Source organism: Pseudomonas arcuscaelestis (genome assembly GCF_016881005.1).
In the GTDB taxonomy this organism is placed as follows: domain Bacteria; phylum Pseudomonadota; class Gammaproteobacteria; order Pseudomonadales; family Pseudomonadaceae; genus Aquipseudomonas; species Aquipseudomonas arcuscaelestis.
On record NZ_JACOPV010000001.1, the window covers coordinates 1 to 16,582 of the forward strand.

At 57.9% G+C, this 16,582-nt stretch carries 13 protein-coding genes and 1 pseudogene; 7 read left to right on the forward strand and 7 right to left on the reverse strand.

What is annotated here, in order from left to right; translation table 11 throughout:
- The coding region (locus tag H8F21_RS00005) for a lipocalin family protein (RefSeq protein ID WP_203479125.1) at positions 1-384 on the reverse strand (384 nt) is incomplete at its 3' end.
- Entirely contained in the window at positions 381-635 is a 255-nt protein-coding gene (gene bamE / locus H8F21_RS00010) for an outer membrane protein assembly factor BamE domain-containing protein (RefSeq protein ID WP_136478541.1), read from the reverse strand. The genes bamE and H8F21_RS00005, both read right to left, overlap by 4 nt.
- A 234-nt stretch (positions 636-869) precedes the next feature.
- Here bamE and H8F21_RS29900 point away from each other — a divergent pair.
- Positions 870-1,907 (forward strand): annotated as a pseudogene (locus tag H8F21_RS29900) (HAMP domain-containing protein); the annotation flags it as partial.
- A gap of 54 nt (positions 1,908-1,961) precedes the next feature.
- The gene (locus H8F21_RS29905; protein WP_408004433.1) at positions 1,962-2,762 is read left to right on the forward strand and encodes a methyl-accepting chemotaxis protein; all 801 of its coding nucleotides are present in this window, start codon (positions 1,962-1,964) and stop codon (positions 2,760-2,762) included.
- A gap of 75 nt (positions 2,763-2,837) precedes the next feature.
- Here the strand turns inward: H8F21_RS29905 and H8F21_RS00020 are convergent, their stop codons facing one another.
- The 3 genes from H8F21_RS00020 to H8F21_RS00030 all read right to left on the reverse strand — a co-directional run bounded on the left by H8F21_RS00020 (position 2,838) and on the right by H8F21_RS00030 (position 7,040).
- The gene (locus H8F21_RS00020; RefSeq protein ID WP_203479122.1) at positions 2,838-3,434 is read right to left on the reverse strand and encodes a DUF924 family protein; all 597 of its coding nucleotides are present in this window, start codon (positions 3,432-3,434) and stop codon (positions 2,838-2,840) included.
- Between the two features lie 3 nt (positions 3,435-3,437).
- Entirely contained in the window at positions 3,438-4,448 is a 1,011-nt protein-coding gene (locus H8F21_RS00025; RefSeq protein WP_203479120.1) for a class 1 fructose-bisphosphatase, read from the reverse strand.
- Between the two features lie 141 nt (positions 4,449-4,589).
- The gene (locus tag H8F21_RS00030; protein ID WP_203479118.1) at positions 4,590-7,040 is read right to left on the reverse strand and encodes a glycogen/starch/alpha-glucan phosphorylase; all 2,451 of its coding nucleotides are present in this window, start codon (positions 7,038-7,040) and stop codon (positions 4,590-4,592) included.
- Positions 7,041-7,240: 200 nt separating this feature from the next.
- Here H8F21_RS00030 and H8F21_RS00035 point away from each other — a divergent pair, with 200 nt between their 5' ends.
- On the forward strand, positions 7,241-7,648 hold the full coding sequence (locus H8F21_RS00035) for a YkgJ family cysteine cluster protein (RefSeq protein ID WP_136478546.1): 408 nt from the start codon (positions 7,241-7,243) through the stop codon (positions 7,646-7,648).
- A 143-nt stretch (positions 7,649-7,791) separates the two neighbouring features.
- Here the strand turns inward: H8F21_RS00035 and typA are convergent, their stop codons facing one another.
- The gene (gene typA / locus H8F21_RS00040) at positions 7,792-9,615 is read right to left on the reverse strand and encodes a translational GTPase TypA (RefSeq protein ID WP_203479113.1); all 1,824 of its coding nucleotides are present in this window, start codon (positions 9,613-9,615) and stop codon (positions 7,792-7,794) included.
- A 127-nt stretch (positions 9,616-9,742) separates the two neighbouring features.
- The gene (gene thiI, locus H8F21_RS00045; RefSeq protein ID WP_203479112.1) at positions 9,743-11,197 is read right to left on the reverse strand and encodes a tRNA uracil 4-sulfurtransferase ThiI; all 1,455 of its coding nucleotides are present in this window, start codon (positions 11,195-11,197) and stop codon (positions 9,743-9,745) included.
- A gap of 330 nt (positions 11,198-11,527) precedes the next feature.
- Between thiI and glnA the strand changes: the two genes are divergently transcribed.
- From glnA to ntrC, 4 genes are all read left to right on the forward strand, one after another.
- Complete coding sequence (glnA, locus tag H8F21_RS00050; RefSeq protein ID WP_045181822.1) at positions 11,528-12,934, forward strand: glutamate--ammonia ligase; 1,407 nt, start codon at positions 11,528-11,530, stop codon at positions 12,932-12,934.
- Positions 12,935-13,065: 131 nt separating this feature from the next.
- On the forward strand, positions 13,066-13,614 hold the full coding sequence (locus H8F21_RS00055; protein ID WP_203479111.1) for a chorismate mutase: 549 nt from the start codon (positions 13,066-13,068) through the stop codon (positions 13,612-13,614).
- 255 nt (positions 13,615-13,869) lie between these two features.
- On the forward strand, positions 13,870-14,955 hold the full coding sequence (glnL, locus tag H8F21_RS00060) for a nitrogen regulation protein NR(II) (RefSeq protein ID WP_136478550.1): 1,086 nt from the start codon (positions 13,870-13,872) through the stop codon (positions 14,953-14,955).
- The gene (ntrC, locus tag H8F21_RS00065) at positions 14,952-16,388 is read left to right on the forward strand and encodes a nitrogen regulation protein NR(I) (RefSeq protein ID WP_203479110.1); all 1,437 of its coding nucleotides are present in this window, start codon (positions 14,952-14,954) and stop codon (positions 16,386-16,388) included. The genes glnL and ntrC overlap by 4 nt, the downstream gene beginning before the upstream one ends.
- Positions 16,389-16,582: the final 194 nt, after the last annotated feature.

A 16,582-nucleotide genomic window follows, 5' to 3' on the forward strand; every position in this document is an offset into this window, starting at 1 on the left:
GTACAGCACCCAGTACTCACCCTTGGCCAGCCCCGGCAGCACTTTCGAGAACCAGTTATCGAAGACAACCCAGAGCTTGTCGGTCTTGCCGGCGACCTGTGGCGAGGCGGTGCCGCTGGCTTCCTGCCATTCACCTTCAAGGGTCTGGCAGCGATTGAGCACGCCGACCGTACCATCGGGCCTCACGTTGTAATGGGCCTCCGACTGGGCGCAGTCGCGTTGAAAAAACATCGGCAAGCGCGCCAGTTCGAACCATTTGCCCTGATAGCGCTTGAGGTCGACACTCTCGACCGTCTTCGGCGGGATCGGCCCCGCACCCGAGTGAGCGCAGCCGCCCAGGATCAGGCCGGCACACAGTGCAAACAGCAGGTGTAAGCGTTTCATTTGAGTCCCTGTCCGGAGTACATCAGTACCTTGTCGGCGGCGTACTGCACACTGATAAAGCTCTTATCGTCACCCCAGGTGCAACTGGACATGCCCAGTGCGCCGGAGCAGTCCTTGGGCGCGCCCAACAGTTTTTCGACCTCGACCTTGGTCATGCCCGCTTGAAGCTTCGAATAGTTTTCCTGATTGATCTTGTTGCACGCGGTTAGAAACACGCACAAGGACAGCAGGGCGAGAGAACGCAACGACATGAAAGGTCACTCCTGGACATGGGGATGCAGGCGCGATGGCCTACCGACAGCTTAGAAGGGAAAAACCACCTCTGGTTCCCGAGCTACCGCGTATTACTGGCGCCATTTCACTGCCTTTGGTCGTATAGACCGCTTCTGGACTCATCTTTTTCTTTGTGCAGACGACACAGATACGCGCTGCGACGTATTGCCGCGCCCTCCCCGTTGACCCGCCGTGTGCAGACAGACCTCGCAATGACAAAAAACCTGAAGTTCAGCCACAAGATACTGCTCGCCGCCGCCTTGGTGGTTGCAGTCGCCTTTACCTGTTTTGTCCTGTTCAACGACTATCGCCAGCGCCAGACGCTGCGCAGCAATACTGAAGCTTCGATGCAGGAGCTTGGCAGCCTCACCAGCAGCAACATCCAGACCTGGCTGCAAAGCCGCATACAGATTCTGCACTCGTTGTCTCAGCAGGTAGCCGTCGATGGCGCCGACAAGGAGAGCCTGACCCGCAGCCTCAACCTGCCGGTGTACAGCAGCAACTTCGCCCTGACCTACTTCGGTGGCCAGGACGGCTACATGCAGTCGGTTCCACAAGGCAGCCGCGCTGCCGATTACGACCCACGTGTTCGCGGTTGGTATAAAGCCGCCACCAGTGCCGGCCAGACCATCGTCACCGAACCGTACATTTCGGCATCGATGAACAAACTGGTAATCACCCTGGCCACGCCGGTCCTGCATCAAGGACGCCTGATCGGCGTCAATGGTGCAGACACCGATCTGGACAGCATCAGCTCGATCATCAACGCCTTGGACTTCGACGGTCATGGCCACGCGTTTATCGTCAACGGCGACGGCAAGATTCTGGTGCACCCCGACGCCAAGCTGGCCCTGAAAAGCCTAAACGACGCTTACCCGCAGAACACCCCACAGATCGGCAGTGGCCTGAAAGAGCTCGAACAAGGCGAGCACAAGCAGTTCATCACCTTCACCAAGGTCAATGGCGTGCCTTCGGCCGATTGGTACGTGGCCATGGTGCTCGATCAGGACTTCGCCTTCGCCATGCTCAGTGAACTGCGCACGTCAGCGATTTTTGCCACGGTCATTGCCGTGCTGATCATCATTGCCCTGCTTGGCCTGCTGATCCGTGTATTGATGGAGCCCCTGCACGTCATGGGCCGGGCAATGCACGACATCGCCGAGGGCGAAGGTGACCTCACCCGCCGACTGCGCATCCACGGCCAGGACGAGTTCGGTAGCCTCGGTCAGTCGTTCAACCGCTTTGTCGAACGGATTCACGAGTCGATCCGTGAAGTTTCCTCGGCTACCGGCCAGGTCAACGAAGTGGCCCTGCGCGTAGTCAGCGCCTCGAATGCCTCGATTCATAATGCTGACCAGCAATCGAGCCGCACCAGCAGCGTTGCTGCCGCGATCAATCAACTCGGTGCTGCAGCGCAGGAAATCGCCCAGAACGCCGCGCTCGCGTCGCAGCACTCCAGCGATGCGCGCAACCTGGCCGAAGAAGGTCAGCAAGTGGTCGATCAAACCATCGACGTTATGAATCAGCTGTCGGCAAAGATCAGTGACTCCTGCAGCAACATCGAGACCTTGAACGCCAACACGGTAAACATCGGCCAGATTCTCGAAGTGATCAGCGGCATTTCCCAGCAAACCAACCTGCTGGCGCTCAATGCGGCCATTGAGGCAGCACGAGCAGGTGAAGCGGGCCGTGGGTTCGCCGTCGTCGCTGACGAGGTGCGCAACCTTGCCCACCGCACCCAGGATTCGGCGCAACAGGTACAACGAATTATTGAAGAATTGCAGGCTGGCGCGCAGGTGGCGGTCAGCACCATGACCGAAAGCCAGAGCCAGAGTCAGCACAGCGTTGGTATCGCCAACCAGGCAGGTGAACGACTGGGTAGTGTCACCCAGCGCATTGGTGAAATCGACGGCATGAACCAGTCAGTAGCCACCGCTACCGAAGAGCAGACAGCGGTGGTCGAGTCGATCAATGTCGACATCACCGAAATCAATACGCTGAATCAGGAAGGTGTGGAAAACCTGCAAGCGACCTTGCGTGCCTGCAAAGACCTGGAAAATCAGGCCAGTCGCCTGAAGCATCTGGTAGGAAGCTTCAGGATCTGAGGTAAAACTGTCGAGGGGCAAGCCCGCCCCCACCTGCTTCGGTGGGAACGGGCTTGCCCCGCGATTGAGACCAACTTAGAACCTTGAGCCCGGTTCCAGCAGAAAATCCATCTCTTCGTCAGTACTCGGCCGATTCAGTGTCAGATTACGGTGCGGGAAGCGGCCAAAACGGGCAATGACGCGCTGGTGCTGTTCGGCGTAATCGAGAAAACCTTCGAACAAGCGTCGATCGTTTTCCGGCTGGGCATCGAGCAACAGTTGATAACGCTCGACGCTGACGTTCTGCCAATCCAGCACTTCGGCATGCTCCAACACCAGCAGGATGAACACCCGCTGGATCGGCAGCAATTGGTAATCCCAATGCTTGCCCAGCCCCTGCATCACCAGCACCTGCGCACGCCGGTCGCCATCGAAGGCTCGCGGGGTGTCACGGTGGATCATGCGCGGGAGCTGATCGAGCAACAGCACCAGGCCAAGCCAGCCCTGCGGGCTTTGCAGCCACTCATCCAGACCTCCCGCCAGGGCTTGCTCGACCAGATCGCCGAAGTGCTCTTGCGCTTCGGCGTCGTGGTGCTTGCCAAACCACAGCGTGCTCTTCTCGTCAGCGACGTCCTTGGGACTGGTGCCCCATCCGAACCACCACTCCAGTAACGGCTGCCAAGGTGCGAGCATGACTTACTCCTGGTGATAACCGGTAACGCGCTCGACTTCCTGCTTGGAGCCGAGGAACACTGCCACACGCTGGTGCAGGCTCTCGGGCTGGATGTCGAGGATGCGCTGTTTGCCGTCGGTGGATGCACCGCCAGCCTGTTCGATAATGAACGACATCGGATTCGCTTCGTACATCAGGCGCAGCTTGCCAGGCTTGGAAGGCTCGCGTGCGTCACGCGGATACATGAACAGGCCGCCGCGGGTGAGGATGCGATGCACATCGGCAACCATCGAGGCGATCCAGCGCATGTTGTAGTTCTTTTTCAGCGGGCCGGTCTCACCTGCCAGCAGCTCGCCCACATAGCGGGTCACAGGCTCTTCCCAGTGACGCTGGTTGGACATGTTGATGGCGAACTCGGCGGTAGTTTCCGGCACCTGAATGTTTTCGTGAGTCAGTACGAAGCTGCCCAGTTCACGATCCAGGGTGAAGCCTTTAACGCCATTGCCCAGGGTCAGGATCAGCATGGTCTGTGGGCCATAGATCGCGTAACCGGCAGCTACTTGTTCGGTGCCTGGCTGCAGGAAAGCCTGTTCGTTGAGGCTTTCGTTCTGGCTCAGGTACTCGTTGGGGCAACGCAGTACCGAGAAGATGGTACCGACCGAAACGTTGACGTCGATGTTCGACGAACCGTCCAGCGGGTCGAATACCAGCAGGTAGGCGCCTTTCGGGTATTTGCCCGGAATCTGATAGGCATTGTCCATTTCTTCGGACGCCATGCCGGCCAGGTGACCGCCCCACTCGTTGGCTTCGAGGAGGATATCGTTGGAAATCACGTCCAGTTTCTTCTGGACTTCGCCCTGCACGTTTTCGGTACCCATGCTGCCCAGAACACCGCCCAGGGCGCCCTTGGAAACGTTGTGGCTGATCTCCTTGCACGCACGCGCCACCACTTCGATCAGGAAGCGCAGATCGGCAGGAGTACTGTTGCTGCGGGTCTGCTCAATCAAATAGCGACTCAGGGTAACGCGGGACATGTAAGGCTCCGAAGAAGGGGGTAGTAAAAACCCACGCAGTTTACAGGGAGAGTGAAGCGCTAGCGAGCTATCCGACACGCTTGCCCGATCAGACGGCACTTTGGCCCGAGAGTTCACCCCTCCCGGACCGTCCTGCACAGCTTAGTCGAGGGCTTTCCAGATTTGCGTGGCGTACTCGCGAATTGTCCGGTCCGAGGAAAACCAGCCCATTCGCGCGGTGTTGAGCACAGCTGTGCGCCACCACTGCTTGGGGTCGTGCCAGAGCGCTTCAACGCGCATCTGGGCGTCCCAGTAGGCATCGAAATCGGCACACACCAAAAAGCGATCATGAGCAACCAATGAGTCCACCAAACCCACATAACGCGCAGGATCATCAGGAGAGAACACCCCACTGCGAATGGCCTGGAGCACATCATTGAGCCGATGAGAGGCGCCTATCGCCGCATTGGCACCGAATTCACCACTGCGCTTGCGTGCCTCGACCTGTTGCGCGGTCAAGCCGAAGATAAACATGTTTTCCGAGCCCACTTCCTCACACATCTCGACGTTGGCGCCGTCCAAGGTGCCGATAGTCAAGGCACCGTTGAGCCCGAACTTCATGTTACTGGTACCGGAAGCCTCATAGCCGGCAGTGGATATCTGCTCGGAAAGATCGGCCGCGGGGATGATGCTTTCAGCCAAACTAACGTTGTAGTTGGGCAAGAACACCACTTTAAGCAGGCCGCGAACCGTGGGGTCGTTGTTCACTACCCGCGCGATGTCGTTGCTCAATTTGATGATCAGCTTGGCTTGGTGGTAACTGGCAGCCGCCTTGCCAGCGAAGATTTTTACCCGCGGCGCCCACCCCGCTCCCGGCTCCGAGCGTATCGCCTGGTACAGGGCCACAGTGTGCAGAAGGTTGAGTAACTGGCGCTTGTACTCGTGGATGCGCTTTACCTGTACATCGAACATCGCTTGCGGATTAACCGAAATGCCCAAGCGCTCCTGGATCAACGCGGCCAGTGCCCTCTTGCTGTGCAAACGCTGCTCGGCAAACTGTTTGCGAAATGCTGCCTTATCGGCAAAGGGTTCAAGATCGCGCAAGCGACCCTGCGGATCGTCAAGCAAGCCATCGCCCAAGGCTTCAACCAGCATGTCGGTCAACTGTGGATTGGCCTGGTATAACCATCTACGGAAAGTAATGCCGTTGGTCTTGTTGTTGATCCGCTCGGGGTAAAGCTTGTGCAGCTCGGCAAATACTGTGCTGCGCATCAACTTGGTGTGCAACGCAGATACGCCATTGACGCTGTGCGAACCAAGGAAAGCCAGGTTACCCATTCTCACGCGCCGACCATTGTCTTCCTCGATCAGCGACACCGCGCGCAACACGTCAAAGTCATGAATGCCCTTGGCCCGCAGCGCATCGATGTGAAAGGCGTTGATCAGGTAGATGATCTGCATGTGCCGCGGCAACATGCGCTCCATCAGGCCGACTGGCCAGGTTTCCAGCGCTTCAGGCAACAGTGTGTGGTTGGTGTATGCAAGCGTATCGACGGTCAGTTGCCAGGCGGTGTCCCACGGCACCTCATGTTGATCGACCAGCAGGCGCATCAATTCGGCCACGGCAATCGAGGGGTGGGTGTCATTGAGCTGGATCGCTGCCGACTCATGCAGGTTGAGCAGGCTGTCGTGCATGTTCAGGTGGCGGCGCAACAGATCCTGCAGCGAGGCGCTGACGAAAAAGTACTCCTGACGCAGGCGCAACTCCTGCCCGGCCTCGGTACTGTCGGCTGGGTAAAGCACCCGCGAAATACTTTCGGCGCGAGCCACTTCGGCCACGGCGCCCAAGTGATCCCCGGCATTGAATCGCTCCAGGTGCAGCTCTTCCAGGGCTCGCGCACGCCATAGGCGCAAGGTATTGACGCTAGAACCGCGCCAGCCAACCACTGGCGTGTCATAGGCCACCGCCCTTACCGTTTCGCCCGGCCACCACACCTGGCGCTGTTGGCCATCAGAGTCATGTACTGTCTCGACGCTGCCACCGAAGCTGATCGGATAGATCACCTCGGCGCGCTCGAACTCCCAGGGGTTGCCGAAGTCCAGCCAGTTCTCGGTTTGCTCCTGCTGCCAACCATCGACCACTGCCTGGCGAAACAAACCGTGCTCGTAACGAATGCCATAACCGTGGGCAGCGATGCCCAGGGTCGACATACTTTCCATGAAGCACGCGGCCAGGCGCCCAAGGCCACCATTGCCGAGCGCCGCATCTGGCTCCAATAGGCGAATGCGTTCCAAATCGACATCGAGACCCTCGAGCGCCTCACGGGCGATGTCCAGCAACCCCAGATTGCTCAAGCTGTCGTACAGCAAACGGCCGATAAGGAACTCCAGGGACAAGTAGTAAACGCGCTTCTGGCTTTTGCGATAGATTTGCCGCGTATGGTCCATCCAGTGATCGACCATGTGATCACGGGCTGCCAGGGCAATGGCTTCGAACCAGTCATGATCAAAAGCATGCTCCGGGTCCTTACCGACCGAATAGGTCAATTTATCCAGTACAGCGGTGCGAAAAGCAGCCACCTCTGCGTCACGAGCGAGTGGTTCCTGAGACATGCGACGTCCTCGGGCAAGTTGACGAATGCGGATGGAGATTTCTCAGCCTAGACCGTTCGACACAGAGCGTTGGCACTGGTTCTTGGGTTTCTGTGCAAAAGCTCGCGCCGCAGAGGCAAGAACCGGCAAATGGTTGTTCACATTTTGACCAACTCCGGTATGATCGCGCGCCTTACTAGAACATCTAAAACCTGAGCCTGATGAAACCAACCTTGATTGCCGCCGCCGAAGTTGACCGGCTGGATACCTGGCAAAAATATGTCAGCCATATGTGCGGAGGCTGCAATTCCACCTGCTGCCAATTGCCAGTGGAAGTGAAGTTGAAAGACCTGATCCGCATTGGCGTGGTGGATGAGTTCGAGCAAGGCGAACCGCCAAAGTCGATCGCCAAGCGCTTGCAGAAAGAAGGCATCGTTGATCGCTTCAATCAGAAGTCGGGGATTTTCACCCTGGCGCAAATGAGTAACGACGACTGCTTGTACCTGGATCGCAAGAGCCGTCTGTGCACCATTTATGACAAGCGCCCGGACACCTGCCGCAACCATCCGCGCGTCGGGCCGCGTCCGGGCTATTGCGCCTACATTCCCAAGCCTGCTGCGCGGCGCTAAGCCGCAGGACATCGGTTTTCCTGCGAAGTGCTGTAGCTGCGAGACGGCTTCGCAGGGTAAGCCCGCTCCAACAGTACGGTTGCTGCAGACAAACAAAAACGCCCCCGGCCTTTCGACCGGGGGCGTTTTCGTTTCAGCCTAACTTAGTTAGCTTTGGCTTTCTTGGCAGCACGAGTACGCTCGCCTTCGTCGAGGATCTTCTTACGCAGACGGATCGACTTAGGGGTTACTTCGCACAGCTCGTCGTCCTGGATGAATTCCAGAGCCTGTTCCAGGGTGAAGCGAACAGGTGGAACCAGAGCGATGGTTTCGTCTTTACCCGAAGCACGCATGTTGTCGAGCTTCTTGCCCTTGGTAGGGTTGACGCCCAGGTCGTTGTCACGGCTGTTCAGACCAACGATCTGACCGTTGTAGATCTCCTGACCGTGCTCTACGAACAGCTTGCCGCGAGCCTGCAGGGTTTCCAGGGAGTAGGTCAGAGCCTTGCCGGTTTCAACCGAAACCAGTACGCCGTTCTGACGGCCGGACATGTGGCCGGACTTCATCGGGGCGTAGCGATCGAAGATCGAGGTCAGGATGCCTGCACCGTTGGTCAGGGTCAGGAACTGGTTACGGAAACCGATCAGACCACGGGCTGGAATGTTGTATTCCAGGCGTACACGGCCCTTGCCATCCGGAACCATATTGGTCAGGTCGCCTTTACGCAGACCCATTTCTTCCATGACCTTGCCCTGCGAATCTTCAGGGATGTCGATGGTGACGTTTTCGAACGGCTCGTTCTTCACGCCGTCGACTTCACGGATGATTACTTCCGGACGACCAACACCCATTTCGAAGCCTTCGCGACGCATGGTTTCGATCAGTACCGAAAGGTGCAGCTCACCACGGCCGGACACCTTGAACTTGTCAGCCGAGTCGCCTTCTTCAACGCGCAGTGCAACGTTGTACAGCAGCTCTTTGTCCAGACGCTCTTTAATGTTACGGCTGGTGACGAACTTGCCTTCTTTACCGCAGAACGGCGAGTCGTTGACCTGGAAGGTCATCGAAACGGTTGGCTCGTCAACGGTCAGTGGCTTCATCGCCTCTACTGCGTCCGGGGAGCACAGGGTGTCGGAGATGAACAGCTCGTCGAAGCCGCTGACGCAAACGATGTCGCCAGCCAGCGCTTCTTCAACGTCAACACGGTGCAGACCGTGGTGACCCATCAGCTTCAGGATGCGACCGTTACGCTTCTTGCCATCGACGTCGATAGCGACAACCGGGGTGTTCGGCTTGACGCGACCACGAGCGATACGGCCAACACCGATAACACCCAGGAAGCTGTTGTAGTCCAGTGCCGAGATTTGCATCTGGAACGGACCGTCACGGTCAACAGTAGGAGCCGGTACGTTGTCGATGATCGACTGGTACAGCGGGGTCATGTCTTCGGCCATTTCGGTGTGGTCCAGACCGGCAATGCCGTTCAGGGCCGAGGCGTAGACGACTTTGAAGTCCAGCTGTTCTTCGGTAGCACCGAGGTTGTCGAACAGATCGAAGATCTGGTCCAGAACCCAGTCAGGACGCGCGCCCGGACGGTCAACCTTGTTGATAACCACGATTGGACGCAGGCCGGCTTCGAAAGCCTTCTTGGTCACGAAACGAGTTTGCGGCATAGGGCCGTCTTGGGCGTCGACCAGCAGCAGCACCGAGTCAACCATCGACATTACACGCTCAACCTCGCCACCGAAGTCGGCGTGGCCTGGGGTGTCGACGATGTTGATGTGGTAGCCGTTCCAGTTGATGGCGGTGTTTTTCGCCAGAATGGTAATACCGCGCTCTTTTTCCTGGTCGTTGGAGTCCATGACGCGCTCGTCGTTGAGCTCGTTACGCTCCAGGGTGCCGGACTGACGCAGGAGTTTGTCGACCAGAGTGGTTTTACCATGGTCAACGTGGGCGATGATGGCGATGTTACGTAGATTTTCGATCACTTGTGTATCTCGATCAGAGGATTCGGGTTGCCACTATTTTAAGTGGCGAATATGAATGAACGGCGCTCAGACTGCCCGGCGGTCGGGAGGGCGATGGCGGATACTGCCGCCATACAACCCCGGCGTCTTATGCCGGGCGATAAACACGCACATTGGCATGTCCCTCGCTCAGCAGGTGATGGGCATGCAGCCGACTCATCACGCCCTTGTCGCAATACAGCAAGTACTGGCGCGTAGGGTCCAGGTCCTTGAAGCGGCTGTTGATCGCATAAAACGGCATCACTTTGACTTCGATGCCATCCAGTTGCAGCGGTTCATCTTCTTGGGCATCCGGATGACGAATGTCGATGACGACTTGACCAGCCAGCGCCTGCTCGACTTCCTCGATCTGGATATCCTGACTCAGTTCATCGATCACATTGTCGATGGAAATCAGGCGGGCGCGCTCCAAGGCATGCTCCAGCACAGCCATATCGAACTGTTTCTCTTCATGTTCCATGCGGTGACGCTTGGCATGAGTGGTCGGGTTCACCGAGATCACGCCGCAATACTCAGGCATATGCTTGGCGAAGTCAGCGGTGCCGATTTCGTTGGCCTGGTCGATGATGTCCTGCTTGTGGCTGGCCAGCAGCGGGCGTAGCACCAGCTTGTCGGTCGCCGAATCGATGATTGCCAGGTTCGGCAGGGTTTGGCTGGAAACCTGGGAAATCGCCTCGCCGGTAACCAGCGCGTCGATTTCCAGACGATCAGCCATGTGCGCCGCCGCGCGCAGCATCATGCGCTTGAGCGTGACGCCCATGTAACTGTTGTCGACCTTGCCGAGGATCTCACCGACCACTTCTTCGAACGGCACGCTGATAAACAGCACGCGCTGGCTGCTACCGTATTTTTTCCACAGGAAGTGAGCGACTTCCATCACCCCCAGCTCGTGGGCACGGCCACCCAGGTTGAAGAAGCAGAAGTGAGTCATCAGGCCGCGACGCATCATCTGGTAAGCCGCAACGGTGGAGTCGAAACCGCCGGACATCAGTACCAGGGTCTGCTCCAGGGCGCCCAGCGGGTAGCCGCCAATGCCTTTGTGCTGGTTATGGATCACATACAAACGCTTGTCACGCACCTCGATGCGCACTTCGACCTCGGGGTTGCGCAGGTCGATACCTGCAGCACCGCACTGCTGGCGCAATTGGCTGCCAACATAACGATCAACGTCCATCGAGGTGAAATCGTGGTGACCACCACGCTTGCAACGCACGGCGAAATGCTTGCCCGCCAGCAGGTGACCGAAGTGCGCCTTGCACTTGGCGACGATGTCGTCGAAGTCACCCAACGGGTACTCGTCAACCTGCAGGAAATGGGCAATGCCCGGCATGCACGTGAGGCGCTCGGTCATCTCGCGCAGAACCTTTTCGTCCTCGACGTGAGTGATCACTTCGAGGTTGTCCCAGACACCGTTAACCGCGAGCGCAGGATCGAGGTCCTTGAGCACGGTGCGGATGTTGCGGCCCAGTTGACGGATGAAACGCTTGCGAACCGGGCGGCTCTTGATGGTGATCTCTGGGAAGACTTTTACGATTAGTTTCATGAAAACTGCGCGCGAGCTACCGACTAAAAAAGTGGGGCGCGGATTATAGCGGAAATTGCTCAAGGTTTAACCAATTAATGTGCAGAAGGTTTTTCGTGCACCAAAATGGATCACCCCGTAGAAATTGCGCCCTGTTACAGTGCGTAAACCGCCTCGCATTTTACTGCAAATACCCGGAAACGCTTGGGAATGGGGCAAACCATCCAAACCGGGGCACTGGCATGCAATTTGCTCCCTTGTGAGGCAGGTTGCCTTGGCCGACTATTCGCGCCCGGCATCACCCAAATTCAAGGGCTGCACAGGCAAGCTCTACCCCACCCGGAGGACACTATGTCGAAGTCGGTTCAACTCATCAAAGATCATGACGTTAAATGGATTGATCTGCGCTTCACTGATACCAAAGGCATTCAACATCACGTCACCATGCCATCGCGTGACGCACTGGACGAAGATTTCTTCGAAGCCGGCAAGATGTTCGACGGTTCCTCCATCGCTGGCTGGAAAGGCATCGAAGCTTCCGACATGATCCTGATGCCGGACGACTCCTCCGCCGTACTCGACCCGTTCACCGAAGAGCCGACCCTGATTCTGGTCTGCGACATCATCGAACCTTCGACCATGCAAGGCTATGACCGCGACCCACGCGCCATTGCCCGCCGCGCTGAAGAGTACCTGAAGACCACCGGTATCGGTGACACCGTATTCGTCGGCCCAGAGCCTGAGTTCTTCATCTTCGACGAAGTGAAGTTCAAGTCCGACATCTCCGGCTCGATGTTCAAAATCTACTCCGAGCAAGGCTCGTGGATGTCCGACCAGGACGTGGAAGGCGGCAACAAAGGTCACCGTCCAGGCGTCAAAGGTGGCTACTTCCCTGTGCCTCCGTTCGACCACGACCACGAAATCCGTACTGCCATGTGCAACGCCATGGAAGAAATGGGCCTGGTCATCGAAGTTCACCACCACGAAGTGGCAACTGCCGGCCAGAACGAAATCGGCGTGCAGTTCAACACCCTGGTGAAGAAGGCTGACGAAGTTCAGACCCTGAAGTACTGCGTACACAACGTTGCCGACGCTTACGGTCGCACCGCTACCTTCATGCCTAAGCCGCTGTACGGCGACAACGGCTCGGGTATGCACGTACACATGTCCATCTCCAAAGAGGGCAAGAACACTTTCTCCGGCGAAGGCTATGCCGGCCTGTCCGATACTGCCCTGTACTTCATCGGCGGCATCATCAAGCACGGCAAGGCACTGAACGGCTTCACCAACCCGGCTACCAACTCCTACAAGCGTCTGGTACCAGGCTTCGAAGCGCCGGTAATGCTGGCCTACTCCGCTCGTAACCGTTCGGCATCGATCCGTATTCCGTACGTTTCGAGCCCGAAAGCCCGTCGTATCGAAGCTCGCTTCCCGGACCCGGCTGCCAACCCATACCTGTGCTTCGCTGCACTGATGATGGCCGGACTGGACGGTATCCAGAACAAGATCCACCCAGGCGATGCCGCTGACAAAAACCTGTACGACCTGCCGCCTGAAGAGGCGAAAGAGATCCCACAAGTTTGCGGCAGCCTGAAAGAAGCCCTGGAAGAGCTGGACAAGGGCCGTGCGTTCCTGACCAAAGGTGGCGTGTTCTCCGACGACTTCATCGATGCCTACATCGCCTTGAAAAGCGAAGAAGAAATCAAAGTCCGCACCTTCGTACACCCACTGGAATACGAGCTGTACTACAGCTGCTAATCCAGTAACGCGTTAAAGAAAGGCCTCCTTTGGGAGGCCTTTCCTTTTTCTGACGTAGTTATACGAATCAACTGACAGGTAGTAGAACCGGATAAGGGCACACTGACTTTTTCTCACAAGGCCAGCCCACCATGCGCACATCTCTGCTTGTTGCACTGACAGCCCCACTGCTGATTATCCAAGGTTGCCCATCGGCAGCGCCAGCAGACACTCCCCTGAGCCGGCTTCTGGACAGTGTGGAGCAACGCCTGGACGTTTCCGAACAAGTGGCCTTGAGCAAGTGGGATTCCCGCCAGCCGGTCCAGGCACCTGAGCGCGAACGCCAGGTCATTAACCAAGCGCAGTCCCAGGCAACCCGCTTCGGCATCGATGCTCAGCGCGCAGGTTTATTTTTTTCCGATCAGATCGAAGCCAACAAACTGCTCCAGTACCACGCATTATCGCGCTGGCATGCAGCAGGTAGTGCTCCTCAGACGCAACGCATCGACCTGGCAAAGCAACTGCGTCCACAACTGGATCGCCTGCAGGAAGTCTTGCTCGAGGAACTGGCCGAATTTGATCGTCATCGACCCGAGCCCTGCACGTCTGCATTGGCTCAAGCCATAGAAAAGCGGAAAAAGAGCTCGGAACGCTCCCTGGCGCTGATTCGTGCCACCGCCCATTTGTGTCCAGCAATATGAAACCTCCCCTATGCTCTATATTGGTGCACTCAAGTCCGTTGCCGAGAGCGAACTAGCCCATTTTGGGTCAAGCAAACCGCTAACCCAGGGCTTTACAGCCATATTTAGCGCAAATTCAGGACTTTATCCGGCAGATCCGCTTCTTTTCGGAGCCTTGGTTTGTTTTTTGCATTTTCTTGTTACCAGCAGACAACCAGCGCCCGCGACCCCGGCACAACCGAGGTCGTCATGAGCCAAAAGAGGTCAACGACACCCATGACCATCAGCGATGCCCTGCACCGACTGCTACTGGACAACCTGACAACCGCCACCATATTGCTCAATGCCGATTTGCGCCTTGAGTACATGAACCCGGCGGCTGAAATGCTTCTGGCCATCAGTGGCCAGCGCAGCCATGGACAATTCATCAGTGAGTTGTTCACCGAATCACCTGAAGCGCTCAATTCATTGCGCCAGGCGGTCGAGCACGCGCATCCATTCACCAAGCGCGAGGCCCTGCTGACCTCGCTGACCGGGCAAACCCAGACTGTCGACTATGCGGTAACGCCCATTCTGAGTGGCGGCCGAACCTTGTTGCTGCTTGAAGTACACCCCCGCGACCGACTGCTGCGGATCACCAAGGAGGAGGCCCAACTGTCCAAGCAGGAGACCACCAAGTTGCTGGTGCGTGGCCTGGCCCATGAGATCAAGAACCCGCTAGGTGGTATTCGTGGTGCCGCACAACTGCTCTCCAGGGAGTTGCCCGAGGAGGGCCTCAAGGATTACACCAATGTGATCATTGAGGAGGCCGACCGCCTGCGCAATCTGGTCGACCGCATGCTGGGCTCGAACAAACTGCCGTCGTTGGCGATGACCAATATTCATGAAGTCCTCGAACGTGTATGCAGCCTCGTCGAGGCCGAAACCCAGGGCGGTATTACCCTGGTGCGCGACTACGACCCGAGCCTGCCGGACGTGCTGATCGACCGCGAGCAGATGATCCAGGCCGTACTCAACATCGTGCGTAATGCCATGCAAGCCATCAGTGGCCAGAACGAACTTCGCCTGGGGCGAATCAGCCTGCGCACCCGGGCCATGCGCCAGTTCACCATCGGCCACACACGCCATCGCCTGGTGGCCAAGGTCGAGATTATCGATAACGGCCCAGGTGTTCCGGCCGAACTGCAAGAAACCATTTTTTATCCAATGGTCAGCGGCCGTCCGGACGGTACCGGGCTGGGCTTGGCCATTACCCAGAACATCATCAGCCAGCACCAGGGCCTGATCGAGTGTGACAGCCATCCAGGCCACACCATCTTTTCGATCTTTCTGCCGCTGGAACAAGGAGCCAACGCCTCATGAGCCGAAGTGAAACCGTCTGGATCGTCGACGATGATCGTTCCATCCGCTGGGTCTTGGAAAAAGCCCTGCAACAGGAAGGCATGACCACCCAGAGCTTCGACAGTGCCGACGGGGTCATGAGTCGCCTGGCCCGCCAGCAGCCGGATGTGATCATCTCCGATATCCGCATGCCCGGCGCCAGCGGCCTGGACCTGCTCGCACAAATTCGCGAACAGCACCCGCGGCTGCCAGTGATCATCATGACCGCCCATTCGGACCTCGACAGCGCGGTGGCCTCCTATCAAGGTGGCGCCTTCGAATACCTGCCCAAACCGTTCGACGTCGATGAGGCAGTGTCGCTGGTCAAACGGGCTAACCAGCACGCTCAGGAGCAGCAAGGCCTGGATGCCGCCCCAACCCTGACCCGCACCCCGGAAATCATCGGCGAAGCGCCGGCGATGCAGGAGGTCTTCCGCGCCATCGGTCGCCTGAGCCACTCCAACATCACCGTGCTCATCAACGGCGAGTCGGGCACCGGCAAAGAGCTGGTCGCCCATGCCCTGCACCGCCACAGCCCGCGTGCTGCTTCACCGTTCATCGCCTTGAACATGGCAGCCATTCCCAAGGACCTGATGGAGTCCGAGCTGTTCGGTCACGAGAAAGGCGCATTTACCGGCGCGGCCAACCTGCGCCGCGGTCGATTCGAGCAGGCCGACGGCGGCACACTGTTCCTCGACGAGATCGGCGACATGCCGGCCGATACCCAGACCCGACTGCTGCGTGTACTGGCTGATGGCGAGTTCTATCGGGTAGGCGGTCATGTACCGGTCAAAGTCGATGTGCGGATCATTGCCGCGACTCACCAAAACCTGGAAACCCTGGTGCAAGCCGGCAAGTTCCGCGAAGACTTGTTCCATCGCTTGAACGTTATTCGGATTCATATTCCGCGCCTGGCCGATCGTCGAGAGGACATCCCGACACTGGCTCGCCACTTTCTCGGCCGGGCCGCCCAGGAGCTCGCGGTCGAGCCCAAGCTGCTCAAGCCGGAAACCGAAGAGTTCATGCGCAACCTGCCGTGGCCAGGCAACGTCCGCCAATTGGAAAACACTTGCCGCTGGATCACGGTGATGGCGTCGGGTCGGGAAGTGCATGTTGGCGACTTGCCTCCTGAGTTGCTCAACTTGCCTCAGGACACGGCTCCGGTGACCAATTGGGAGCAGGCACTGCGTCAATGGGCAGACCAGGCCTTGTCCCGCGGCCAATCCAGCCTACTCGACAGCGCCGTACCAAGCTTCGAACGCATCATGATCGAGACAGCCCTCAAGCACACTGCAGGGCGGCGTCGCGATGCTGCCGTATTGCTCGGCTGGGGACGCAACACCCTGACGCGCAAAATCAAGGAACTGGGCATGAAGGTGGCCGGCGGTGAAGAGGAAGGCGACGACGAAACCTGATTCATCAATGACTGCACATCAGGGGGTAGGTGCGGCTTGTCTCGCGACCTGCCGCCTGGCGGCAGTTGCTCTGCTTGCACCGAACCGGTGCTCGATGCACCGCAGCAAAGCAGAAATCCCCGGGAAAAGCCCGATCTAGACGCCAAAACCCGCTAATTTACGGGTTGAAACAAAACTGGCACACACCCTGCATT